19 protein-coding genes are annotated in these 22,446 nt (G+C 65.3%); 11 read left to right on the forward strand and 8 right to left on the reverse strand.

Annotated elements, in window-relative coordinates:
- The first annotated feature begins 123 nt into the window (after positions 1 to 123).
- From LFL96_RS32570 to LFL96_RS32580, 3 genes are all read left to right on the forward strand, one after another.
- Positions 124 to 1,479, forward strand: a complete 1,356-nt coding sequence (locus LFL96_RS32570; protein WP_281003922.1) for an MFS transporter — start codon at positions 124 to 126, stop codon at positions 1,477 to 1,479.
- Positions 1,480 to 1,534: 55 nt separating this feature from the next.
- On the forward strand, positions 1,535 to 2,713 hold the full coding sequence (gene rhmD / locus LFL96_RS32575) for an L-rhamnonate dehydratase (protein ID WP_281002003.1): 1,179 nt from the start codon (positions 1,535 to 1,537) through the stop codon (positions 2,711 to 2,713).
- Between the two features lie 108 nt (positions 2,714 to 2,821).
- A complete protein-coding gene (locus tag LFL96_RS32580; protein ID WP_281002004.1) occupies positions 2,822 to 3,604 on the forward strand; it encodes an SDR family NAD(P)-dependent oxidoreductase in 783 nt (260 codons plus the stop codon).
- A gap of 27 nt (positions 3,605 to 3,631) precedes the next feature.
- Here the strand turns inward: LFL96_RS32580 and LFL96_RS32585 are convergent, their stop codons facing one another.
- Complete coding sequence (locus LFL96_RS32585; protein ID WP_281002005.1) at positions 3,632 to 4,657, reverse strand: LysR family transcriptional regulator; 1,026 nt, start codon at positions 4,655 to 4,657, stop codon at positions 3,632 to 3,634.
- Positions 4,658 to 4,798: 141 nt separating this feature from the next.
- Here LFL96_RS32585 and rhaM point away from each other — a divergent pair, with 141 nt between their 5' ends.
- The 6 genes from rhaM to rhaS all read left to right on the forward strand — a co-directional run bounded on the left by rhaM (position 4,799) and on the right by rhaS (position 10,819).
- Positions 4,799 to 5,122, forward strand: a complete 324-nt coding sequence (gene rhaM, locus LFL96_RS32590) for an L-rhamnose mutarotase (protein WP_281002006.1) — start codon at positions 4,799 to 4,801, stop codon at positions 5,120 to 5,122.
- 70 nt (positions 5,123 to 5,192) lie between these two features.
- Positions 5,193 to 6,086 carry an amidohydrolase family protein gene (locus tag LFL96_RS32595; protein ID WP_281002007.1) on the forward strand — a complete coding sequence of 298 codons (894 nt, stop codon included), beginning with the start codon at positions 5,193 to 5,195 and terminating at the stop codon, positions 6,084 to 6,086.
- 50 nt (positions 6,087 to 6,136) lie between these two features.
- The gene (locus LFL96_RS32600; RefSeq protein ID WP_281002008.1) at positions 6,137 to 7,663 is read left to right on the forward strand and encodes a sugar ABC transporter ATP-binding protein; all 1,527 of its coding nucleotides are present in this window, start codon (positions 6,137 to 6,139) and stop codon (positions 7,661 to 7,663) included.
- A complete protein-coding gene (locus LFL96_RS32605) occupies positions 7,660 to 8,718 on the forward strand; it encodes an ABC transporter permease (protein ID WP_281002009.1) in 1,059 nt (352 codons plus the stop codon). Before LFL96_RS32600 ends, LFL96_RS32605 begins: the two co-directional genes overlap by 4 nt.
- Positions 8,711 to 9,727 carry an ABC transporter permease gene (locus LFL96_RS32610; protein WP_281002010.1) on the forward strand — a complete coding sequence of 339 codons (1,017 nt, stop codon included), beginning with the start codon at positions 8,711 to 8,713 and terminating at the stop codon, positions 9,725 to 9,727. The genes LFL96_RS32605 and LFL96_RS32610 overlap by 8 nt, the downstream gene beginning before the upstream one ends.
- A gap of 84 nt (positions 9,728 to 9,811) precedes the next feature.
- Positions 9,812 to 10,819, forward strand: a complete 1,008-nt coding sequence (rhaS, locus tag LFL96_RS32615; protein WP_281002011.1) for a rhamnose ABC transporter substrate-binding protein — start codon at positions 9,812 to 9,814, stop codon at positions 10,817 to 10,819.
- Positions 10,820 to 10,952: 133 nt separating this feature from the next.
- On the opposite strand, the gene LFL96_RS32620 is transcribed toward rhaS, so the two are convergent.
- From LFL96_RS32620 to LFL96_RS32635, 4 genes are all read right to left on the reverse strand, one after another.
- Positions 10,953 to 11,999: a porin gene (locus tag LFL96_RS32620; RefSeq protein ID WP_281003923.1), complete on the reverse strand. Its 1,047-nt coding sequence runs from the start codon at positions 11,997 to 11,999 to the stop codon at positions 10,953 to 10,955.
- A 155-nt stretch (positions 12,000 to 12,154) separates the two neighbouring features.
- Positions 12,155 to 13,222 carry an ABC transporter ATP-binding protein gene (locus tag LFL96_RS32625; protein WP_281002012.1) on the reverse strand — a complete coding sequence of 356 codons (1,068 nt, stop codon included), beginning with the start codon at positions 13,220 to 13,222 and terminating at the stop codon, positions 12,155 to 12,157.
- On the reverse strand, positions 13,215 to 14,984 hold the full coding sequence (locus LFL96_RS32630) for an iron ABC transporter permease (RefSeq protein ID WP_281002013.1): 1,770 nt from the start codon (positions 14,982 to 14,984) through the stop codon (positions 13,215 to 13,217). The genes LFL96_RS32625 and LFL96_RS32630 overlap by 8 nt, the downstream gene beginning before the upstream one ends.
- A 110-nt stretch (positions 14,985 to 15,094) precedes the next feature.
- A complete protein-coding gene (locus tag LFL96_RS32635; protein WP_281002014.1) occupies positions 15,095 to 16,192 on the reverse strand; it encodes an ABC transporter substrate-binding protein in 1,098 nt (365 codons plus the stop codon).
- Positions 16,193 to 16,307: 115 nt separating this feature from the next.
- On the opposite strand from LFL96_RS32635, the gene LFL96_RS32640 reads away from it, so the two are divergent.
- Together LFL96_RS32640 and LFL96_RS32645 are read left to right on the forward strand one after the other, a co-directional pair.
- Entirely contained in the window at positions 16,308 to 17,003 is a 696-nt protein-coding gene (locus LFL96_RS32640; RefSeq protein WP_281002015.1) for a response regulator, read from the forward strand.
- Positions 17,000 to 18,457, forward strand: a complete 1,458-nt coding sequence (locus LFL96_RS32645; RefSeq protein ID WP_281002016.1) for a sensor histidine kinase — start codon at positions 17,000 to 17,002, stop codon at positions 18,455 to 18,457. The genes LFL96_RS32640 and LFL96_RS32645 overlap by 4 nt, the downstream gene beginning before the upstream one ends.
- An 18-nt stretch (positions 18,458 to 18,475) precedes the next feature.
- Here LFL96_RS32645 and LFL96_RS32650 read toward each other — a convergent pair whose 3' ends face one another.
- The 3 genes from LFL96_RS32650 to LFL96_RS32660 form a co-directional block, all read right to left on the reverse strand.
- Positions 18,476 to 19,594 carry a CmpA/NrtA family ABC transporter substrate-binding protein gene (locus tag LFL96_RS32650; protein WP_281002017.1) on the reverse strand — a complete coding sequence of 373 codons (1,119 nt, stop codon included), beginning with the start codon at positions 19,592 to 19,594 and terminating at the stop codon, positions 18,476 to 18,478.
- Between the two features lie 10 nt (positions 19,595 to 19,604).
- Positions 19,605 to 20,180, reverse strand: coding sequence for an ANTAR domain-containing protein (locus LFL96_RS32655; RefSeq protein WP_281002018.1), 576 nt, complete (start codon positions 20,178 to 20,180; stop codon positions 19,605 to 19,607).
- 77 nt (positions 20,181 to 20,257) lie between these two features.
- Complete coding sequence (locus LFL96_RS32660; protein WP_281002019.1) at positions 20,258 to 22,411, reverse strand: tetratricopeptide repeat-containing glycosyltransferase family protein; 2,154 nt, start codon at positions 22,409 to 22,411, stop codon at positions 20,258 to 20,260.
- Positions 22,412 to 22,446 lie beyond the last annotated feature (35 nt).

Consider the following 22,446-nt stretch of genomic DNA (forward strand, 5'->3'; position numbering starts at 1 on the left):
AGCGTCACGGCGCATCGGCAGGCGGCTCGACCCGGCGCCGTCGATCGCATGCCGCCGTACGCCGTCCCCGGCACAAAAATACGGCGCCGCCGCCAGGCCGGCGCCGCGATGGAGACAGACGACATGGACCCGCACGCGAGCGTCACGCCGAAGTCGCTGGAGTCACAGGAGTTGCTGGACTTGGTTAATGGCAAGGTCATGCGCCGGCTGTTGCCGTTTCTCCTGCTGATGTACGTGCTGGCGTTTCTCGATCGCGCCAATATCGGCTTCGCGCAGAAAGCGTTGCAGCACGACACGGGTCTATCGAATGCGGCCTTCGCGTTCGGCGCGGGCGTGTTCTTCGTCGGCTATGCGCTGTTCGAGGTGCCGAGCAATCTGCTGCTGCATCGATTCGGCGCGCGTGCGTGGATGTGCCGCATCATGGTCACGTGGGGGCTCGTTTCGGCGGCGATGTGTCTCGCGCATTCCGCCACGACGTTCTACGCGCTGCGCTTTCTGCTCGGCGTCGCCGAGGCGGGTTTCTTTCCCGGCGTGATCTATTACCTGACCCATTGGTTTCCGCAGCGGGCGAGGGCGCGTGCGGTCGGCGTGTTTTATTTCGGCGCGCCGCTGGCGTTTATTTTCGGTAGTCCGCTATCGGGCGCGTTGCTCGAACTGCATGGCGCGTTGGGTCTGGCCGGCTGGCAATGGCTGTTTCTGATCGAGGGCGTGCTGGCGTCGGCGGTCGGCGTGTGGGCGTTCTGGTATCTCGACAATCGACCCGAAGACGCGCAATGGCTCGACAACGACGAGCGCGCCGGTCTGCGTGCCGCGCTCGACGACGACGCGCGCGCTGCCGCCACGCACGGACCGCATCGCATTCTCGCGGCGCTCGCGGATCGTCGTGTGCTGCTGCTCTCGCTGATCTACCTGCTGATCCAGATGAGCGTGTACGGCGTGATCTTCTATCTGCCGCAACAGGTCGCCGCGTTGCTCGGGACGTCGGTCGGTTTGCGCGTGGGGCTCGTCGCCGCGTTGCCGTGGCTGTGCGCGCTGGCCGTCACCGGGTACGTGCCGCGTCGCGCGGATCGTACCGGCGGACACCGGCGCTGGGCGGTCGCGCTGCTGGTGCTCGCGGGGCTCGGCATCGGCGTGTCGGGACTCGCGCATAGCCCGGTGCTCGGCTTGCTCGCGCTGTGTTGCGCGGCCAGTGGTTTCATCGCCGCGCAGCCGCTGTTCTGGACCTTCCCCACGCGTTATCTGACCGGCGCGGCCGCCGCCGGCGGCATCGCATTGATCAACTCGCTCGGCGGGCTCGGCGGCTTTATCGCGCCGAGTCTGCGCACCGCCGCCGAACGCGCGTTTGCGTCGACGTCGGCGGGACTTGTCGTGCTCGGCCTTTCGAGCCTGCTGGCCGCGCTGCTGATCGGCACGTTGCTGCGCCGCGAGCCAGGCGAGTCGCGCGACGCATTCCAACACTTATTGCATCGCGCCCGTTAGGCGCAGGGTCGGCTGCATCGTCGCCGACGTACTCATTCATCACGGAGCCTTCCTCATGGCCATGCCTACCATCCGGCACGTGCGTGCCTTCATCGTCCGCGGCGGCGGCGCCGATTATCACGATCAGCCCGGCGGTCACTGGATCGACGATCACATTGCCACGCCGATGGCGCGCTATCCGGAGTACCGGCAAAGCCGCCAGTCGTTCGGGATCAACGTGCTCGGCACGCTGGTGGTGGAGATCGAGGCGAGCGACGGCACTGTCGGCTTCGCGGTGACCACGGGCGGCGAGATCGGCGCGTTCATCGTCGAGAAGCATCTCGCGCGCTTTCTCGAAGGGCAGCTCGTGACCGACATCGAGAAGATGTGGGATCAGATGTACTTCTCGACGCTGTACTACGGCCGCAAGGGCGTGGTGCTGAATACGATTTCCGGCGTCGATCTCGCACTGTGGGATCTGCTCGCGAAAGTGCGCAAGGAGCCGGTGTACCAGCTATTGGGCGGCCCGGTGCGCGATGAACTCGTGTTCTACGCGACGGGCGCGCGGCCGGATCTCGCGAAGGAGATGGGGTTCATCGGCGGCAAGCTGCCGTTGCAGCACGGTCCGGCCGAAGGCGAAGCGGGCCTCAAGCAGAACCTCGACAAACTCGCCGACATGCGCTCGCGCGTCGGCGACGATTTCTGGCTGATGTACGACTGCTGGATGAGTCTGGATGTGCCGTACGCGACCCGCCTCGCGCAGGGGGCACACGAGTACGGCCTGAAGTGGATCGAAGAGTGCCTGCCGCCGGACGACTACTGGGGTTACGCCGAACTGCGCCGCAACGTGCCGCGCGGCATGATGGTATCGACCGGCGAGCACGAAGCGACGCGCTGGGGTTTTCGCATGCTGCTGGAGATGCAGTGCTGCGATCTGATCCAGCCGGATGTCGGCTGGTGCGGCGGCATCACCGAGTTGATCAAGATCTCCGCGCTAGCGGATGCGCACAATGTGATGGTCGTGCCGCACGGTTCGTCGGTGTACAGCTATCACTTCGTCGTCACGCGTCACAACTCGCCGTTCTCGGAGTTCCTGATGATGGCGCCGAAAGCCGACGAGGTCGTGCCGATGTTCACCCCGCTGCTGCTCGATGAACCGGTGCCGGTAAATGGCCGCATGAAGGTGCCGGATACGCCGGGATTCGGCGTGCGGCTGAATCCGGAATGCGCGCTGGTGCGGCCGTATCCGCGCTGATGGGGTTGACGGTGCTGACGCTACTGACGGTGCTAACGGTGCTAACGGTGCTGACGGTACGAATGGCCGATGCGAACGATGCGACGGATTTCAAACAGGGAGAATGACGTGCTGCTCAAGGACAAGGTCGTGATCGTCACCGGCGGCTCGCGCGGCATCGGCCGCGCGATAGCCGTTGCATGCGCAACCGAAGGCGCGGACGTGGCGATCAACTACTGGGGCGACAACGACGCATCGTACGGACGCCGTTCCGCCGTCGCGGAAGTGGTCGAGCAGATCGAGGCGCTCGGGCGGCGCGTGATCGCGGTGGAAGGCAATGTCGCCGCCCGCGAGACGGGCCAGCAACTGGTGCGCCATGCGGTGGAAGCGTTCGGCAAGGTCGACGTGCTCGCGAGCAACGCGGGCATCTGTCCGTTCCACGCGTTTCTCGACATGCCGCCGGAGGTGCTGGAATCGACGGTCGCGGTCAATCTGAACGGCGCGTTCTATGTCACGCAAGCGGTCGCGCAGCAGATGAAGGCGCAGGGCAACGGCGGCGCGATCGTCGCGACCAGTTCGATCAGCGCGCTGGTGGGCGGCGGCATGCAGACGCATTACACGCCGACCAAGGCGGGCGTGCATTCGCTGATGCAGTCGTGCGCGGTTGCATTGGGGCCGTACGGCATTCGCTGCAACTCGGTCATGCCCGGCACCATCGCGACGGATCTGAATGCGGAAGATCTCGCCGACGAAGCGAAGAAAGCCTACTTCGAAAAGCGCATTCCGCTGGGGCGTCTCGGCCGTCCGGAAGATGTCGCCGATTGCGTGGTGTTTCTCGCGTCGGAGCGTGCGCGCTATGTGACCGGCGCCGCGTTGCTGGTGGACGGCGGTTTGTTCGTCAACCTGCAATAACCACACGACGACCGCGCGATGCCGCTGTCAATTCACCTGAGCGGAACTCGACGCGGCAACCGCCGCTGGTGCCGCTGCCGGCGCACTCGCGGCAGGCAACGCCGCATCGTCGCGCGCGAGCTTGCGCGAGAAACCGCGCAACAGGTCGATGAAACGCAGCGCCGGTTCGGCGAGCGCTTCTTCCTTGCGCGTGAGAATGCCGAAGCCCGCGAGACTTTTCCCGATTTCCAGCGGCAACGCGACCAGCAGCTTGCCGCGCAGATGATCGCGTACGACGGACTCCGGCAGCATCGCCACCGCGTCGTAATTCTCCAGCAATTGCAGCGTCGCGAAGATCGACGCGCATTCGGTCAGATTCACCGGCGTGGCCAGCCCCGCGCGTGCCAGTTCCTCTTCGAACAGCACGCGCGCCGGACTGGTCACCGGTTGCGCGACCCACGGCCAGTCGATCAGTTCGGCGAGCGTGATGCGCGTGCGCCCGGCCAGCGGATGCACGGCACGCACCACCAGCAGCAGGGTCTCGCGCGCCAGCGGCTCGAAACTGAAATCGTTGTGCTGGAGAGGATTGGTCAGACGCCCGAGCGCCAGATCGACTTCGCGGCGATGCAGCAACTGCACCACCTGGTCGCTGGTCTCGCCGAGAATGCGCACGTTCAGCAGCGGGCTCTCGGTTTTCAGCGCGGCGACCGACATGGCGAGCAGATCCGGCGCGGCGCCCATGATCGCGCCGACGGTCAACTGACCGTGTCCGCCGCGGCGTTTCACGTCGAGATCTTCGGCGAAGCGGGTCAACTCGGCGAGCGCGCGGCGCGCGTAGGCGAGGGTGACGACACCGAGCGGCGTGGGCGTCATGCCGCGCGCGTTGCGCTCGAACAGCAGGAAGCCGAAGGCCTCCTCGATGTCGCCGAGCATGCGGCTCGCGCTCGGCTGCGCGACGTTGACGGCCTCGGCGGCCTGGTGGAGATTGCGGGCGTCGTCGAGGGCGACGAGCAGGGCAAGATGCTTGAATTTGAGCCGGTTGACGAGTGCGACGGCAGCGGAGTGTTGGCTCATGGCTCGCTCGGTGCGATTCGGTTTGTGGATCGCCCAATCCCAACAACGGATTGATGCTATCGACGCAGGAATTATAGTCGCATCAGACGCTTGAACGCTTCGCAGCAAAAGCGCCCGACAGACGACGGGAGACAGGCCGCAATGGAGACAATCGCTTTCCGGATGGTGCTCAACCCCGGCATGCGCGAGGAATACGAACGACGTCATGCGCAAATCTGGCCGGAACTGGTTGACGCATTGCACAACGCCGGCGTGCGCGACTACCGGATCTTCTTCGACGAAGACTCGCATCATCTGTTCGCCGTGCTCACGCGCACGAGCGAGCACACCATGGATGAACTGCCGCGGCTCGACGTGATGCGCAAATGGTGGGATTACATGGCCGACATCATGCAGACCACGCCCGATCACACGCCGCGGCAACAGCCGCTCGAACCCGTGTTTCATCTGAACTCGATGAGCTGAACTCGATGAGCTGACGCGCGCGCGTCGTCCGACGCGCCCGCAACGATCTTCACCGGACGGAGGATGTCGCATGCAGGTGGTCGATTCACATATCCATTTGTGGGATCTGAAGACGCATCGCTATCCGTGGCTGGACAACCCCGGGGTGTCCTTCGTCGGCGATGCGCGCGACCTCAAGCACGACTATCTGCTCGACGATCTCCTGAACGAAGCGGGCGACATCGAGGTGCTGAAGCTGGTGCACGTCGAGGCCAATCACGATCCCGCCGATCCGGTCGAGGAAACCCGCTGGTTGCAATCCGTCGCGCAGCGCGCCGGGTCGCGCGGCATGCCGAACGCGATCGTCGCGGCGGTGGATCTGTCCGCGCCGGATGCGCCCGCGCTGCTCGAAGCGCACGCGGGATTCGCCAACACGCGCGGCATCCGCCAGATTCTCAATGTGCACGCCACCAGACTGTTCGATTACGTCGGCCGCCATTACATGCGCGAGCCGCGCTGGCGCGAGCATTTCGCGCTGCTGCGCCGCTACGGCATGTCGTTCGATCTGCAGCTTTATCCGTCGCAGATGGAAGAGGCCGCCGCGCTCGCACGCGCGCACGGCGACACGCTGCTGATCGTCAATCACGCGGGGATGTTCGTGGACCGCGACAGCGTCGCCGGTTATCGGGCGTGGCGCGACGGCATGCGCATGCTGGCCGCCTGCCCGAACGTGGCCGTCAAGATCAGCGGTCTCGCGATGTTCGATCATCGCTGGACGATAGAAAGCCTGCGTCCGTACGTGCTCGAAACGATCGACACATTCGGCGTTGAGCGCGCCATGTTCGCGTCGAACTTTCCGGTCGACCGGTTGTTCGGTTCGTACGCCGACCTGTGGCATGCGTATGCGGCGATCGTCGGTGGCGCGAGCGACGCGGAGAAGGACGCGCTGTTCCGGCGCAACGCGGAACGTTGCTACCGCATCTGACGCCGCGCGGTGTTGACGCAAGTGTTGTCGAAAAATCAGGGAGACACGCAGTGCAGGAATCTTCATCCGCGGTGCCGAGGCTCGAATTGCGGCGGGCGAGCAAATCGTTCGGGCGGGTTCGCGCGCTGTCCGAAGGCGATCTGTCGTTGTGGCCGGGCGAAGTGCATGCGCTGCTCGGCGAAAACGGCGCGGGCAAATCCACGCTCGTGAAGATCCTCGCCGGCGTGCATCAGCCCGACAGCGGCGAACTGCTGGTGGACGGCGTGGCGCGCCGCTTCGCGACACCCGCCGAGGCGCGCGATGCCGGACTCGCGGTGATCTATCAGGAACCCACGCTGTTCTTCGATCTGTCGATCGCCGAGAACATCTTCATGGGACGGCAGCCGGTGGACCGCATCGGCCGCATTCAGTACGACGCGATGCGCGGCGAGGTGGATGGGCTGCTCGCGTCGCTCGGTGTCGACTTGCGCGCCGACCAGCTGGTGCGCGGACTGTCGATCGCGGACCAGCAGGTGATCGAAATCGCCAAGGCGTTGTCGCTGAACGCGAACGTGCTGATCATGGACGAACCGACCGCCGCGTTGTCGCTGCCCGAAGTGGAGCGGCTGTTCGCGATCGTGCGCAAGCTGCGCGAACGCGATGTGGCGATCCTGTTCATCACGCACCGACTCGACGAAGTGTTTGCGCTGACGCAACGCGTGACGATCATGCGCGACGGCGCGAAAGTGTTCGACGGTCTGACCGCCGATCTCACCACCGAGGCGATCGTCGCGAAGATGGTGGGCCGCGATCTGGAGACCTTCTACCCGAAGGCCGACCGGCCGCCTGGCGAGGTGCGTCTGTCGGTACGCGGGTTGACGCGCGTCGGCGTATTCAAGGACATTTCCTTCGACGTACGGGCCGGCGAGATCGTCGCGCTCGCGGGTCTGGTGGGCGCGGGGCGCAGCGAGGTGGCGCGGGCGATCTTCGGCATCGATCCGCTCGATGCGGGCGAGATCTGGATCGCGGGTGAACGTCTTGCCGCGGGCCGGCCGGCCGCCGCGGTGCGCGCGGGTCTCGCGCTGGTGCCGGAAGATCGTCGTCAGCAAGGGCTCGCGCTGGAGCTGAGCATCGCGCGCAATGCCTCGATGACGGTGCTCGGTCGCCTCGTCAAACACGGGCTGATTTCGACGCGCAGCGAGACGCGGCTCGCCGAGCAATGGGGTTCGCGTCTGCGTCTGAAGGCGGGCGATCCGAATGCGCCGGTCGGCACGCTGTCGGGCGGCAACCAGCAGAAGGTCGTGCTCGGCAAATGGCTCGCCACCGGGCCGAAGGTGCTGATCATCGACGAACCCACGCGCGGCATCGACGTCGGCGCGAAGGCGGAGGTCTACGGCGCGCTCGCGGAACTGGTGCGCGACGGCATGGCGGTGTTGATGATTTCGAGCGAACTGCCGGAAGTGCTCGGCATGGCGGACCGTGTGCTGGTGATGCACGAAGGACGGATCAGCGCGGACATCGCGCGTGCCGATGCGGACGAGGAACGCATCATGGGCGCGGCGCTTGGCCAGATGGCGCCGCTGGGGAACGCAGCATGATGCGCCACTCGTCCACTCATCCCGCGCCGGTGCAGCCGGGCATCGTCAAACGCAACGGCGGCACGCCTGGCGGTTTCGTCGCGGGCCTTGCGAAGAGCCGCGAGACGACGCTGTTCGTCGTGCTGATTCTGCTGATCGCCGGTACCGGGCTCGCGAAGCCGCAGTTTCTGAATCTGCAGAATCTGCGCGACGTATTGCTCAACGTGTCGATCATCAGTCTGTTGACCGCCGGCATGACGGTCGTGATCCTGATGCGCCACATCGATCTCTCGGTGGGCTCGACGGTCGGCATCAGCGCGTACGCGGTCGGTAGTCTGTACGTCGCGTTTCCGCATATGCCGGTCGTCGTCGCGCTGGGCGCGGGTCTCGCGATCGGCCTCGTGGCGGGCAGCATCAATGCGCTGCTGGTCGCGGTGGGGCGTGTGCCGTCACTGGTCGCGACGCTCTCCACGCTGTACATCTTTCGCGGCGCCGACTATGCATGGGTGCACGGCGGCCAGATCAACGCCACCAGTCTGCCCGACGCCTACTCGCGGCTCGCGACCGGCACCTTGCTCGGCATACCGACGCTCGCGCTGATCGCGATCGTCGTGCTGCTCGGTCTCGCGATGTATCTGAAGCAGTTTCGCGGCGGCCGCGAGCATTACGCGATCGGTTCGAACCCGGAGGCGGCGCGGCTCGCCGGCGTGAATGTCGAGCGCCGTGTGATGGCCGGTTTTCTGCTGTCCGGCGCGATTGCCGGCTTCGCCGGCGCGCTGTGGCTCGCGCGTTTCGGCACCGTCGACGCGAGCACCGCGAAGGGCATCGAATTGCAGGTGGTCGCCGCGGCGGTGGTGGGCAGCGTCGCGATTACCGGCGGCGTGGGCACGATACTCGGCGCCACGCTCGGCGCGCTGGTGCTCGGCGTGATCAGCATCGCGCTGGTCGTGCTGCACGTGTCGCCGTTCTGGGAGCAGGCGATTCAAGGCGCGCTGATCGTCGCGGCGATTACCGCCGACACGCTGCTCGCGCGCTCCGTCGCCAAACGCATGATGAGGAAACGCGACCATGGCTAAACCCGATTCCGCGCTGCTCACGCGCAAACGCGAAACCCCGCTGCAGTGGGAAGTGCTGCTGGTGATCGTGCTGATTCTGTCGCTGGTGCTTGGCCGGGTGTTGTCGCCGGTGTTTCTGACGGGAGCGAACCTGAGCAACGTGCTTGCCGATCTGACCGAGATCGCGTTGATGGCATTGCCGATGACGTTGATCATCGTCGCGGCCGAGATCGATCTGTCGGTGGCGTCGGTGCTCGGCGCGTCGAGCGCGTTGATGGGCGTGCTGTGGCACATGGGTTTGCCGATGCCGGTGGTGATCGTGCTCGTGCTGATCGCGGGCGCGTTGGCCGGGTTGCTGAACGGGCTCGTGATCGTCAAGCTCAATCTCCCTTCGCTCGCGGTCACCATCGGCACGCTCGCGCTGTTTCGCGGGCTTGCCTATGTGCTGCTCGGCGATCAGGCGGTCGCGGATTTCCCGGCGGCGTACACGGCGTTCGGCATGGATACGGTCGGCGCGAGCTTCATTCCGTTGCCGTTCGCGATCGTGATCGTCGGCGCGGTTCTGTTTACCGTGCTGCTGCAGGCCACCGCGTTCGGCCGCAGCCTGTATGCGATCGGCGCGAATCCGACCGCCGCCGCGTTCTCCGGCATCGAAACCGCCAAACTGCGTTTGCGGCTCTTCGTGCTGTCCGGCGCGATGAGCGCGCTGGCCGGAGTCGTCTATACGCTGCGGTTCACCAGCGCGCGCGGCGACAACGGCGAGGGCTTCGAGTTGTCGGTGATCGCGGCGGTGCTGTTTGGCGGCGTCAGCATTTTCGGCGGACGCGGTTCGATGATCGGCGTGCTGCTGTCGCTGCTGATCATCGGCGTGCTGAAAAACGCGTTGACACTCGACGACGTGTCCAGCGAAACGCTGACCATCGTCACCGGCGTGCTGCTGCTGGCCTCGGTGCTGATTCCGAATCTGGTGGCGCGCTGGCGCGCGGCGCGCGACCGGCGCTTCATCGCGCGGTCCGCTTCTTCCGGTTAACGTTTTATCCCTGTCTGCGAAAACAACGTCTTACGACCGATAACCCGGACACCGTCACGTCCAACAACAAGCAGGAGACACGTCATGCTCAAACCTCTACGTCACACCGGCGCGGCCGCGCTTTGCGTCGCGCTGCTCGCGATCAGTTGCGCGGCCTCCGCCGCCGGGCTGAAGAGCAACCTGAAGATCGCCTTCGTGCCGAAGCAGATCAACAACCCGTACGAAGTGATCGCCGACGACGGCGGCATGGCCGCGATCAAGGAATTCGGCGGCGTGGGCAAGGTGGTGGGGCCGTCGGATGCGGGCGCGTCGTCGCAGGTGCAATACATCAACACGTTGATTACGCAACGGCAGGACGCGATCGTGATCGCGGCCAACGACGCGAATGCGGTCGTGCCGTATCTGAAGAAGGCGATGTCGCAAGGCATCAAGGTCGTCACCTTCGACTCGGACACGGCGCCGGAGGGACGCCAGCTGTTCGTCAATCAGGCGAACGCGGAGGGCATCGGCCGCGGGCAGATTCAGCTCGTGTCGAAACTGATGGGCGGCGAGGGCGAATTCGCGATTCTGTCGGCCACGCCGAACGCGACCAATCAGAACACCTGGATCAAGTGGATGCAGGAGGAACTGAAGAAGCCCGAGTACGCGAAGATCAAGCTCGTGAAGATCGCCTACGGCAATGACGACGATCAGAAATCCTTCGTGGAAACGCAGGGCTTGTTGCAGGCGTATCCGAACCTGAAGGCGATCGTCGCGCCGACCACGGTGGGGATCGCGGCGGCGGCGCGTTATATCTCGTCGTCGTCGAGCAAGGGCAAGGTCGCGGTGACGGGGCTCGGCACGCCGAACCAGATGCGGGCGTTCGTGAAGAACGGCACGGTGAAGGCGTTCCAGTTGTGGGACCCGAACCAGCTCGGCTATCTGGCGGCGTACGCGGCGGCGGCGTTGGCGTCGGGCACGATCACCGGCAAGGAAGGCGAATCGTTCGATGCGGGCAAGCTCGGCAAACGGACCATTGGCGCGCAAGGCGAAATCATTCTTGGACCGCCGACGACGTTCGATTCGAGCAATATCGACAACTTCAATTTCTGATGTCGGTGTGATGCGCTGAAGGGCAGGTTGCAAGACAAAGCGTGCCGGGCGAGAGACTGCCCGGCACGCTTTGTTCTTTCCGGAAAGACGATGCGCCGGCGGCGACGCGTGTCTCTCCCGTCGTCGCACGCCATCAGAACCGGTGCTGAATCCCCGCCGTCACGCCGGTCTGCGTATCCGCCGCGCCGGTCAGATCGCGCGACAGACTCACGGCATTGTCGTGCTTCGCCATCGCGTAGCCGCCCGCGACGTAAAGCACCGTCCGCTTGGACAACGCGTATTGCCCGCGCAACGAGAACAGCGTCGGATCGGCGTCGCTCGCGTCCTTGATGTCCTGGTGATACACCGCCGCGAACACCGAGATAAACGGCGTCACGTCGTACTGCCCGCCCAGCCAGTACATGTCGCTGCGCTGCGTCGGCGCGGCGCTGTGGAACGTGCGCCGGTAATTCCGGTACCCCGCCATCGCCTTGACCGCGCCGAAGTCGTAGCTCAAGCCGGCGTGAATCCCCTGAATGTAGTTCGTCGAATCGATCGGCGTGACGCTGTTGCCCGCGCCGTTTTGCCGGTCGAACGTGACGACGCCGGCAAACGGACCATTCTCGTAGCCGAGACCGAAGTCGTACTTCGAACTCGTCTTCATGCTGCCCGGCACATTGCCGAACCCATACATCGCGCCGATCTTCACGCCGGAGAACATGCCGTCGTAACGCACTGCATTCGACGAGCGCGAGAACAGGCCGTCCTTGCGGCCGCCGGTCGCGGTGGAGGAGCTGGCCCACGAATAATTCGGCGCGTAACCCATCGGGTCGAACTGCAGCATGTAGTCGTAGGTGGTGGTGAAATTGCGGCCCAGCGTGATCTGCCCGAAGCGGTTCTTCAGCCCGATCGTCGCGCGGCGGTCGAAGATCGCGCCGGCGCTGTCGTCGAACTGGCCGTTCGCGATGTTGATGCCGCTCTCCAGCTGGAAGATCGCCTTCAGTCCGCCGCCGAGATCTTCGACGCCGCGCAGGCCCCAGCGCGACGTGTTCTTGCCGCCCGACACCATCCGCGCCGCGCCGCCGTCGGCGCTCGCGTGGTTCACATATTCGACGCCCGCATCGACGATGCCGTACAAGGTCACGCTCGATTGCGCGTGAGCGTTCGCCGCGAAACCGGCCAGACCGGCTATTCCCGCCATACCCGCCAATCCGGCAAGGCTCGCGCGGGCCGCGCCGAACGTCGTCTTCCTGATACTCCACTTCATCAACAGTCTCCTGTGGTTGGTTTTCTGTGTTGCGGTCATGCGCGCGTTCGCGCGTTCGCGCGTTCGCACGTTCGCACGCGACCTGCGTGTCAGCTCGCCTGGGCGAATGCCCAGCAGTCGTTGGCGGGGAACTCGATCCAGTGACGGCCCGCCGCGCGCGGCACGTGGCCGAACGCGCGCAGGCGCAGATCGCCGCAATGGAACAGGTATTCCCAGCGGTCGCCGAGATACATCGAGGTGACGAGTTCGGCTTCGAGACGATTCGCGCCGGGACCGTCGGCGACCTGCACGCGCTCGAGCCGGATCACCGCCTGCGCGGCCTGCCCCGCGCTCAGCGTTTCGCGTGCGTGGGCCTGCAGTTGCCAGCCGTCGCCCGCGAGCGTCACGCGCTCGCCGTCCACCGACGCGACACGCGCGTCGATGCGGTTGTTGCTGCCCATGAATTCCGCGGTGTAGAGCGAGCGGGGCGCGCCGTAGAGTTCGGCCGGCGTGCCTTCCTGTTCGATGCGGCCGTTGCGCAACAACAGGATGCGGTCGGACATCGCCATCGCCTCGGTCTGGTCGTGCGTGACGCACAACGCGGACAGACCCAGCGACACGATCAGCTCGCGCAACCACGCACGCGCTTCCTCGCGCAGCTTGGCGTCGAGATTCGACAAGGGCTCGTCGAGCAGAATCACCGGCGGGTTGTAGACCAGCGCGCGCGCAATCGCGACGCGCTGTTGCTGTCCACCCGACAACTGATACGGATAGCGCGCGGCAAGATGACCGAGGCCGAGTTGATCGAGCGCATCCTGCACGCGCTTTTTCTGTTCGGCGGAGGAAACGCGCCGCAGCTTGAGCCCGTAACCGACGTTCTGCGCCACCGTGCGATGCGGCCACAGCGCGTACGACTGAAACACGAGCCCGAGCGAACGTTGCTCGACCGGCAGATCGACGCGCTGCGCGCCGTCGAAAAATGCCTTGCCGTCCAGCGTAATGCGCCCCGACGACGGCTGTTCGAGGCCGGCCACCGCGCGCAGCAACGTGGTCTTGCCGCTGCCGGACGCGCCAAGCAGACACACCACTTCGCCGGGATTCAGATCGAACGACACGCCCTTGAGAATCGGGTTGTCGCCATAGCTCAGAAAGAGGTTGTCGACCGAGAGCTTATCCATGCAATTTCACTCCGAAGCGCAGCGCGACGCCGAGTCCGGCGCCGACCATCGCGATGTTGATGACAGAAAGCGCCGCGACCTGATCGACCGCGCCGGTCGCCCACAGCGACACGAGCAGCGCGCCGATCACTTCGGTGCCGGGCGAGAGTAGATAGACGGCGGTCGAGTACTCGCGCTCGAAGATCATGAAGATCAGCAGCCATGCGGCGAGCAGACCGAAACGCACGAGCGGCAGCGTCACGTCGAGACTGACGCGCGAGCGCGTGGCGCCGACGCTGCGTCCCGCTTCCTCGAGTTCGGGGCCGACCTGCAGCAACGCGCTCTGAATCAGCCGCATGCCATACGCGAGCCACACCACCGTGTACGCGATCCAGATGCTCCACATCGAGTTCTTCAGTTCCTTCAGGCCGGGCACGAACAGGAAGATCCACAGGAACGCGAGACCGGCGAGCAGGCCCGGCACCGCGCGCGGCAGCAGCACGAGGTAATCGAGCAGACGGGTCGCCCAGTCGTTGCGGCGATGTCCCGCGAACGCCACCAGCGCATAGAAGCCCACCGCCAGCGCGCCTCCCAACACACCGATGCCGAGCGTGTTGAGAATCGCGCGCACCAGGTTGTCCTGCTCGAACAGCTCGGTGAAGTTGGCGAGCGTCAGCACGTCGGCGAGAGGCACGCCTTCGCCCCAGTGGGTGACGAACGCGCGCAGCGTGATGCCGGAGAGCGGCACGAACACGGTGAGCAGCAGCCACAGCGCGACGATCGCGAGCGCGACCCAGCGCCACGCGCCGAGCGGCAACACGGTTTGACGTCCCGCCTTGCCCTTGACGGTGACGAAGCGGTTCGCGCTTTTCAGCAGACGGCGTTGCAGCAGCACCAGCGGAAAAGTGATCGCGACGATGCACACCGCGACCGCGGCCATCAGGTGATACGAAGGCACGCCGAGCTTGTTGGTGAGCTTGTACAGATACGTGGCGAGCACGAGGTGCCCTTCGGGGTCGCCCAACACGAGCGGCAGGCCGAACACCTCGAAGCCGAGGAAGAACACCAGCACGCCGGCGAACAGCAGCGCGGGCAGGGTCATCGGCAGGCTGACGTCGAGCGCGACGCGCAACGGCCGCGCGCCGGCCACGCGCGCCGCTTCCTCCACGTCCGAGCCGAGATTGCGCAGCGCCGCCGACGAATACAGGTACACGTGCGGCACATGCGTGAGGCCGACGATCACCGTGATCGCGAGAATCGAGTAGACGGTCCACGGCGCCTCGGCCGTGCCGAACAGCTCCTTCCACCACACCGAGTAGAAGCCGACCGGTCCGGCCGCGACCACGTAGCCGAACGCGAGCACCATCGGCGACACGAACACGGGTGTGAGCAGCAGCGGTTCGAGCCAGCGGCGCCCGGGCAGGTCGGTGCGCACCATCAGGAACGCGAGAATGCCGCCGAGTGGAATCGAAATGAACAGCATCCCCGCCGCGATCACGAACGAGTTTTTCAGCGCGGACCAGAAATCCGGGTCGGTGAAAATGAATTCGAAACCGGCGAGGCCGAGCGTGCGTTTCGCGTCGAAGAACGGCGCGCTCAACACGCTTTGAAGCAGGATGAAGCCGAGCGGCAGCGCCACCGCGATGGTCAGTACCGCGACGACGAGCCAGCGCAGCAATCCCGCGAACGGTTGCAACGAAGCGCGCGGCAGCGTGCCGGTCGAGCGGCCGTCGGCCGCGCGCGTCGCGGCGTCGCGCGGCCCGGTTGCGCTAGTGGAAAGCATGAGTGTCCCCCTGCGGCTGAAGCGCCGCATATCGACAGGAAGTGATGGAAATGAACGCGGGCGCGGCGGCCGCGCGGGTCGGCGCGCCCGCGACGATCACGCGCGCGGGTTTAGCGCTTGATCGACTGCTGCCACTGCTTGAGGAATTCGAGCCGCTTGGACTGGTCGAGATAGACCAGCAGGCCGGCGCCGATCGGAATCGGTTTGAGCGAATCGCCGAGCTGTCTGGTCAGACCCGCCATCGAGGTTTCGCCGTCGACGTCCGAGCGGATCGAGAACAGCGCCGCCTGATTCGCGAGCAAGGTCTGGCCGCGTTGCGACAGCAGATAATCGACCCACAGCTTCGCGGCATTCGGGCTTTGCGCCTTCTTCGAAATCGTCACGAGACGGCTCACCACCAGCGTGTAGTCCTTCGGGTACACATAGCCGATCGACGGATCTTTCTTCGCCTTGGTGAGCGCGTACGAGCCGAGGATGTTGTAGCCGATCAGGTTCTCGCCCGACGAGATGCGCTCCATCATCGCGCCGGTGCTCGACTGCAGTTTCGGCCCGGTGGCGCCCATCGCCTTCACGAGATCCCACGTGACCTGCGGGTTCACGCGCGCGTCCTGCGTCAGATAGTTGAAGCCGACGCCCGACTTTTCGATGTCGTAGGTCGTGACCTTGCCCTTGAATTGCTCGGGCTTGCCTTGCAGCAGCTTGATCAGATCGGCGCGCGTTTGCGGCACTTCGCCGGCCGGCACGAGACGCTTGTTGTAGACGATCGCGAGCGGTTCGTAGGTCGTGCCGTAGGCCTGCTTCTGATACTGCGCCCATTGCGGCAGATGCTTCGCTTCGGGCGATTCGTACGAGGCCATCAAACCGTCGTTGACGAGCTTGACCTGCAGGTCCATCGCCGAGCTCCACAGCACGTCGGCGCTGGTGCTGCTCGCCGCGTTCTCGCTGATGTAGCGGTTGTACAGCTCGGTGCTGTTCATGTCGTTGTACTCGACCTTGATGCCGTACAGGCTTTCAAAATCCTTGATGAGCGGGCGCACCAGCGCGGTGTCCGTGACCGAGTAGACGATCAGCTTGCCTTCCTTTTTCGCGCCGTCGACGGTGCTCTGATAGTCGCCCGGGTAACCGGACGGAATGGCCGCCCAGGCTGCGTTTGCCGCGAACGCGGCGAATGGGATGGCAATGGCGAGCGCCTTGAATGGGTTGTGCACGTCTTCCTCCAGAAAACATCGTGTTGGTTTTGTGTAGGCGAATGGTAAGAGACGGGCGCTTTCTGAACGCTTTCATTTTTTAAGCGATTTGCGTCACAATGGCCGGATTCGCCTCATGGATTTCCCTGGGATTCTGGTCATGCGTGTGCTGCTCGTCGAAGACAATCCGGTTCTTTCCCGCTCGCTGACCGACGCGCTGACAGGCGCGAAACTCACGGTGGATTGCATGCACGACGGCGAATCCGCCGATCACGTGCTGCGCACCCAGGACTACGCGCTGGTGATTCTCGACATCGGCCTGCCCAAACTCGACGGTCTCGAAGTGCTGCGGCGTTTGCGCGCGCGGCGCAACGCCGTGCCGGTATTGATGCTGACCGCGCATGGGTCGGTGGAAGAGCGGGTGCGCGGTCTCGACCTCGGTGCGGACGACTATCTCGCCAAGCCGTTCGCGCTCACCGAACTCGAAGCGCGCGCCCGCGCGCTGCTGCGCCGCAGTCACGGGCAGGAACCGCAGCGCGCGCAGTGTGGCACCTTGCAGTACGACAGCGTGGATCGCGGCTTCACGCTCGACGGCGAAGCGCTCGCGCTCACGCCGCGCGAACGCTCGGTGCTGGAGGTGCTGATCCTGCGCAACGGCCGTGCGATCAACAAAGACACCTTGTCCGAGAAAATCTTCGGGCTCGACGAATCGGTGAACGCCGACGCGATCGAGATCTACGTGCACCGTCTGCGCAAGAAGCTCGAACGCAGTTCGGTCGGCATCGTCACGCTGCGCGGTCTCGGCTATCTGCTGGAGGCGCGCGGCGCATGACGCAGCCGAATCTGCGCGTTCGGGTGGCGTTGTGGTTGTTGCTGCCGCTGCTGCTGTTGCTCGCGCTCGACGCGTGGCTCACCTATCAACGCGCGATGAACGCCGCGCACGACGCGTTCGATCGCACGCTGGAGTTTTCGCTGCGCTCGATCCGCGACGGCATCCGCCTGCGCGACGGCGCGATCGAAGTGGATCTGCCGTATCTCGCGCTGGAGATGTTCGAATCGAACGGCGGCGGCAACATCTACTATCAGATTCGCGAGGAGGGCGGGCGCGTGGTAACCGGTTATCCCGATCTGCCGGAACCGCGCAAGCTGCCGGGCGAACCTTATAGCGTGCGCTTCTACGACGACGAGTTTCGCGGCCGGCCGCTGCGCGTCGCGATGCTGAGGCTGCCGGTGCACGACGTGCCGAGCGCGCAGACGCGGGTCGTGCTGGTGCGCGTCGGCGAAACGATCGAGCCGCGTCAGGCGCTCGCGCGCGAGATTCTGACCGGCTCGTTGCTGCAGGAAGGATTGCTGGTGGTGCTGGCGCTCGGCATCGTCTGGCTCGGTGTCGCACGGGGTTTGCGGCCGTTGAACCGCCTGTCGGCGAAAGTGGCGGCGCGTGCCGAGGACGATCCGATGCCGCTCGACACGGCCGGTCTGCCGAGCGAGGTCACGCCGCTGGTCGATGCGATCAATCAGTACATTGGCCGCACGCAGCTGATGCAGTCCTCGCGCAGGCGTTTCTTCAACGACGCCGCGCATCAATTGAAAACGCCGCTGGCGGTGATTCAGGCCGAGTCGGAACTGGCGTTGCGCGATATCGACGGCGGGGGCGAGCCGGAGCTCAGCGCCGGCCATCGCCGGCAAGGCGTGCATCTGCGGCGTCTGAACGGCGCGGTGCAGCAGGCGGTGCGCATCGTGCAGCAGTTGCTGTCGTTGTCGCGGCTCGACGCGGACAGCGGCTACACGGTCAGACACGCCGCGCTGCCGTTGCACAAGCTGGCGCGCAGCGTGACGCTCGACTGGTCGCCGGTGGCGCGCTCGCGCGGCATCGACCTGGGCTTCGAACAGGACACGCGCATCGAGGTGATGGGTCAGGTGGATCTGCTCGCGGAACTGGTGGGCAATCTGATCGACAACGCGATCCGTTATGCGGGCGACGGCGCGGTGATCACCGTGCGTATCGCGAGCGAAGGCGGGCAGGCGTTGCTGCAGGTGATCGATAACGGGCCGGGGATCGCGGTTGCCGAACGCGATGCGGTGTTCGAGCGCTTCTATCGCAGTGAAGCGACGCAGGCGGTGGAAGGCAGCGGGCTCGGTTTGTCGATCGTGCGGGAAATCGCGCGCGTGCATGGCGCGTTGATCGCGTTGAGCGATGCGCCCGGTGGCGGGCTGGTGGTCAGCGTGTTGTTTCCGCAAGCCGAGCGGATGCCGCAAGCTTCGCGCTTGCATGGCGAGCCGATGTGAGGTGCGGGGCGTGGCTGCCTACTTCGGCATGACGCGCCGCATTTCCGCCGACGGAATCGCAACGCCCACGCGCGCGGCGGCTTCGCGATACAACTGCGTTTGATTGATCTGCGCGGCGATGGCGTGATAGTCGGTGCGCGCGTCGATCATGCCCCAGCGTTCGAATTGTTCGAGGAACCACGCACCTTCGACAGGGTGGGGATAGTTCACCGCGCCGTCGTCGAAAAAACGCACGGGCAGTCGAGTCGAAGCAGACGCGGATTCACGCGCAAATGCAGACGCGGACGCGGATGCCCCACCATCGCCACCCAGCCGCGCGGCGATCAACGCCGCATCGATCCCGATGTAATCCGGCCGCGCAAGCCAGCGCGCAATCTCGTCGCGATGCCCCGCGCCGTCGAGCCAGCGGCTCGCTTCGAGCACGGTCTGCACGAGCGCACGCGCGGTATTCGGATAGCGGTCGACGAAATCGCGCCGGCACGCCAGCACTTTCTCCGGATGATCCGGCCAGACCTCGCTCGTATAAGCCACCGTTTCGCCGACGCCTTCGGCTTCCGCCTGCGTATTCCATGGCTCGCCGACGCACAGGCCGTCGAGTTTGTCGCCGGCGAGCGCGGCGACCATTTGCGGCGGCGGAATCGCGACGCTGTCGATATCGCGCAATGGGTCCACGCCCTGCGCGGCGAGCCAGTGATACAGCCACATCGCATGCGTGCCGGTCGGGAAGGTCTGCGCGAACACGGGTTTGCGGCCGAGCGTAGCGAGGGCTGCCGGCAGCGTGCGCTGTTCGGCGAGCGCGGCGGCGAGCCGCTTCGATAAGGTGATCGCCTGACCGTTGCGGTTGAGCACCATCAGCACGGCCATGTCGGTTCGCGGACCGCCCAGCCCCAGTTGCACGCCGTAGACGAGGCCGTACAGCGCATGGGCCGCGTCGAGATCGCCGGACAGCAGTTTGTCACGCACGGCGGCCCACGACGGCTGCCGGCAGAGTTCGAGCGTCAGTCCGTGCGCATGGCCGAATTCGAGCAGCTTCGCGGCGATCAGCGGCGCGGCGTCGGCAAGCGCGACGAAACCGAGCCGCAGATGCGTCTTCTCGAGAGCCGGCGACGCTGCGCCAGAAGGAAGGAGAGAGTTCATAGGCGGCGCTTCATTGGGACGTATCGGCCGACGCGAGCATCGCACGGGCGACCTCGGCGAGTTTGACGCCCTGATTCATCGCGCGTTTGCGCAGCGTGGCGTAGGCGGCGTGTTCGGTGAGGTTCTGCTGATCCATCAGCAGACGTTTGGCGCGGTCGATCAGCTTGCGTTCGGCCAGTTCGTTTTCGGCATGCGCGAGGCGCTCGCGTAATTGCGATTCCTGCGCGAAGCGCGCGAGCGCGACTTCGAGGATCGGCGCGAGCCGTTCGGTCGCGAGTCCTTCGACCAGATACGCGGTGACGCCCGCGCCGACCGCGTCGCGGATCAATTGCTGATTGGCGTCGTGACTGAACATCAGCACCGGACGCGGCGCGGTCGCGTTCATCACCGCGAGTTGTTCGAGCGTGTCGCGCGACGGCGATTCCGTATCGACGATGATCACGTCGGGCCGCTCGCTTTCCACCGCGCGATGCAGTGCTTGCGGCGTCGCCGTGCCGGCCAGCATCTGGTAGCCGAGGCGGGCAAGGGTGTCGCGGAGATCGCCTATCGGCTTATCGGTATCGGTGACGAGAAGAACACGCAGCATGGGGGAGGTTGGGCGACGACTGGTAGCTGTAAAGCAACTGGCATGCCAATGAGTGGGTGGTCGTGAAGCGGGTGCCGTTACGACGGCTTGGGTGTTTGCGATAGGGTTTGCGCCGGTTTTTTTGCTGCTGCCTGCCCTGTAGCTCGCGTTGCTGGCGGCCTCGGCGCTTGAGGCGCCTCAAGCGTATCGAGCGTATCGAGCGTATCGAGCGTATCGAGCGTATCGAGCGGGGCGTCCTGCGTTGTTGTCTGCACCTGCTCGGGGCATGCGGACGGCGTGCACCGAAGCGGCGCATCGCGCCACGCGTGAAGCGCTTCGATCACCTCGTCGATCACCGGCGCCCACGTGCCCGGTTCGCGCGCGCGGAACAGACGCATCGACGGATACCAGGGGCTGTCGCTGCGCCCCGCAAGCCAGCGCCATTCGCCGTACGCGGGTATCAGCGTCCACACCGGCAAACCGGCCGCGCCCGCCAGATGAGCGACCGAGGTGTCGACGGTGATCAGCAGATCGAGCGAATGCAGGATCGCGAGCGTGTCCGCGAAGTCGTGGATGACCGGCCCGAGCATGCACAGATGGCGATACGTGCAAGCCGTCATATCGTTTTCCTGTGGGCCTTTTTGCAGCGAGAACCACGCGACGTCGTCCACGCATTCGAAGAGCGGTTTCAACGTGTCAGGATGCAGCGAGCGAAAACGATCGAGCGGATGCGCGGCATTGCCGGCCCAGACAATCCCGATGCGTATGCGCCAGGCGTTCGTGCCGCGCGGCGCGATCGCTTCGAGACGTGTGTGCCACTTGCGCTGCTTGCGCGGATTCACGGCGATGTACGGCATCGCGATGGGCAGCATCGCGCATTCGAGTCGCATGCGCTGCGGCATTTTCAGCATGTGGCACCCGTAGTCGTACGGACCGGGCGGCAGCGTGGTGAAGACGGTCCGCACGCCGCTCATGCCCGACGCGAGCGCGGCGACCGGCTGACTGACCAGCACGTCGACCGTCGCGCCTTGCCGATGCAACCACGCGGCGAAACGCAGGCACTGGATCTCATCACCGCGTCCCTGTTCGCCGACGAGCAGGAAGCGGGTGCCGGCGACCGTCTCGCCTTGCCACTCGGGAAACGGCGCATGCACACGCTGGCGAGACGAACCGGGCAGCGCGTAGAACCATCGATACCGCTCCCAGCCCGCTGCGAAATCGCCGAGGCCGAGTTGTACGCCAGCCAGATGAAACTGCAGATGCGCGTTATCCGGCAACAGCCTGGCCGCTTCGAGACTGTGCGGCAACGCGTCGGCGAGTTCGCCGTGCATGCTGAGTGCGCTCGCCGCGTTGTGATGCAGCAGCGCGTGATGGGGATCGACGGCGAGTCCTTGTCTCGCGACGCTGAGCGCGTCGCGGAAACGGTCGTGATTGTTCAGCACGACCGCGAGCGATTTCAGCGACTCGGCGTCGCCGGCGAAACGAACGCGGAGCCGCGCGAGAACGTCGGCGAATTCGTTGTCGCGTTGCGCGTCGATCAGCGCCGCAACGAGGGCGAGGCCGTCTTGCGCCGCGGATGAATCGAGCGCCCATGCACGCAGCCAGTAGCCGGCGGCTTCGTCGTGCAGGCCAAGTTGCGTGCAGAGCCGCGCGGCGGCGCGTAACGAGTGATGCGCATGATGTGCGTGGTGCGCATGATTGGGGTGATGCGCATGGGTCAGGCGCGGTTCGATTTCGAGCGCTCGCCTGTAATGACCGAGCGCATCCGCAAGCTTCCCCGCGATACGCAAACTATCCGCGAGATTGCGATGCAGCGACGCTGTGTCGCCGCCTGCATGCAGCGCGCGTCGGTAATACAGTGCGGCGGTCGCGTGATCGTTTTGCAGCGCGGCGACGAGGCCCGCGTGTTCCCATGACGCGGCGCGTTCCGGCGCGGCGCTCAAGGCCCGCTCCAAAAAATAGCGCGCACGATCGAGCTCGCCGGTATGCACGCAAGCGAGGCCCATGCGATGCAACGCATGCGCGTAGCGCGGGAACAGGACCAGCACCTCCGCGTAGGCACGCATCGCCGCCTGCATGCGTTGCGCGGCGAAATGCGTGTCCGCGTTGGCGACCAGCGTGTCGAGTTTCAGTAGCGCTGCATCGTCGTGAACGGGAGAAATGCGTTGTTTCAACACGTCGTCTCCGTACTGCGTGAGTGCAGCTGTGGGATGAATGGCGATGGCGATCGACTGGTTCGGTTGCACGCGCATCGATCCCGTTCCCGCGTTTCTGCATCGCTGCATTT

It is taken from the genome of Paraburkholderia sp. D15 (genome assembly GCF_029910215.1).
GTDB lineage: Bacteria > Pseudomonadota > Gammaproteobacteria > Burkholderiales > Burkholderiaceae > Paraburkholderia.

Bases quoted from the DNA above. Each gene is read 5' to 3' on its own strand.
- rhmD (WP_281002003.1), top strand. From the start codon at position 1,535: ATGGCCATGCCTACCATCCGGCACGTGCGTGCCTTCATCGTCCGCGGC.
- LFL96_RS32650 (WP_281002017.1), bottom strand. From the start codon at position 19,594: ATGAACTCTCTCCTTCCTTCTGGCGCAGCGTCGCCGGCTCTCGAGAAG.
- LFL96_RS32625 (WP_281002012.1), bottom strand. From the start codon at position 13,222: ATGGATAAGCTCTCGGTCGACAACCTCTTTCTGAGCTATGGCGACAAC.
- rhaS (WP_281002011.1), top strand. From the start codon at position 9,812: ATGCTCAAACCTCTACGTCACACCGGCGCGGCCGCGCTTTGCGTCGCG.
- LFL96_RS32645 (WP_281002016.1), top strand. From the start codon at position 17,000: ATGACGCAGCCGAATCTGCGCGTTCGGGTGGCGTTGTGGTTGTTGCTG.
- rhaM (WP_281002006.1), top strand. From the start codon at position 4,799: ATGGAGACAATCGCTTTCCGGATGGTGCTCAACCCCGGCATGCGCGAG.
- LFL96_RS32655 (WP_281002018.1), bottom strand. From the start codon at position 20,180: ATGCTGCGTGTTCTTCTCGTCACCGATACCGATAAGCCGATAGGCGAT.
- LFL96_RS32620 (WP_281003923.1), bottom strand. From the start codon at position 11,999: ATGGCGGGAATAGCCGGTCTGGCCGGTTTCGCGGCGAACGCTCACGCG.
- LFL96_RS32630 (WP_281002013.1), bottom strand. From the start codon at position 14,984: ATGCTTTCCACTAGCGCAACCGGGCCGCGCGACGCCGCGACGCGCGCG.
- LFL96_RS32570 (WP_281003922.1), top strand. From the start codon at position 124: ATGGACCCGCACGCGAGCGTCACGCCGAAGTCGCTGGAGTCACAGGAG.
- LFL96_RS32660 (WP_281002019.1), bottom strand. From the start codon at position 22,411: ATGCGCGTGCAACCGAACCAGTCGATCGCCATCGCCATTCATCCCACA.
- LFL96_RS32605 (WP_281002009.1), top strand. From the start codon at position 7,660: ATGATGCGCCACTCGTCCACTCATCCCGCGCCGGTGCAGCCGGGCATC.
- LFL96_RS32585 (WP_281002005.1), bottom strand. From the start codon at position 4,657: ATGAGCCAACACTCCGCTGCCGTCGCACTCGTCAACCGGCTCAAATTC.
- LFL96_RS32595 (WP_281002007.1), top strand. From the start codon at position 5,193: ATGCAGGTGGTCGATTCACATATCCATTTGTGGGATCTGAAGACGCAT.
- LFL96_RS32610 (WP_281002010.1), top strand. From the start codon at position 8,711: ATGGCTAAACCCGATTCCGCGCTGCTCACGCGCAAACGCGAAACCCCG.
- LFL96_RS32640 (WP_281002015.1), top strand. From the start codon at position 16,308: ATGGATTTCCCTGGGATTCTGGTCATGCGTGTGCTGCTCGTCGAAGAC.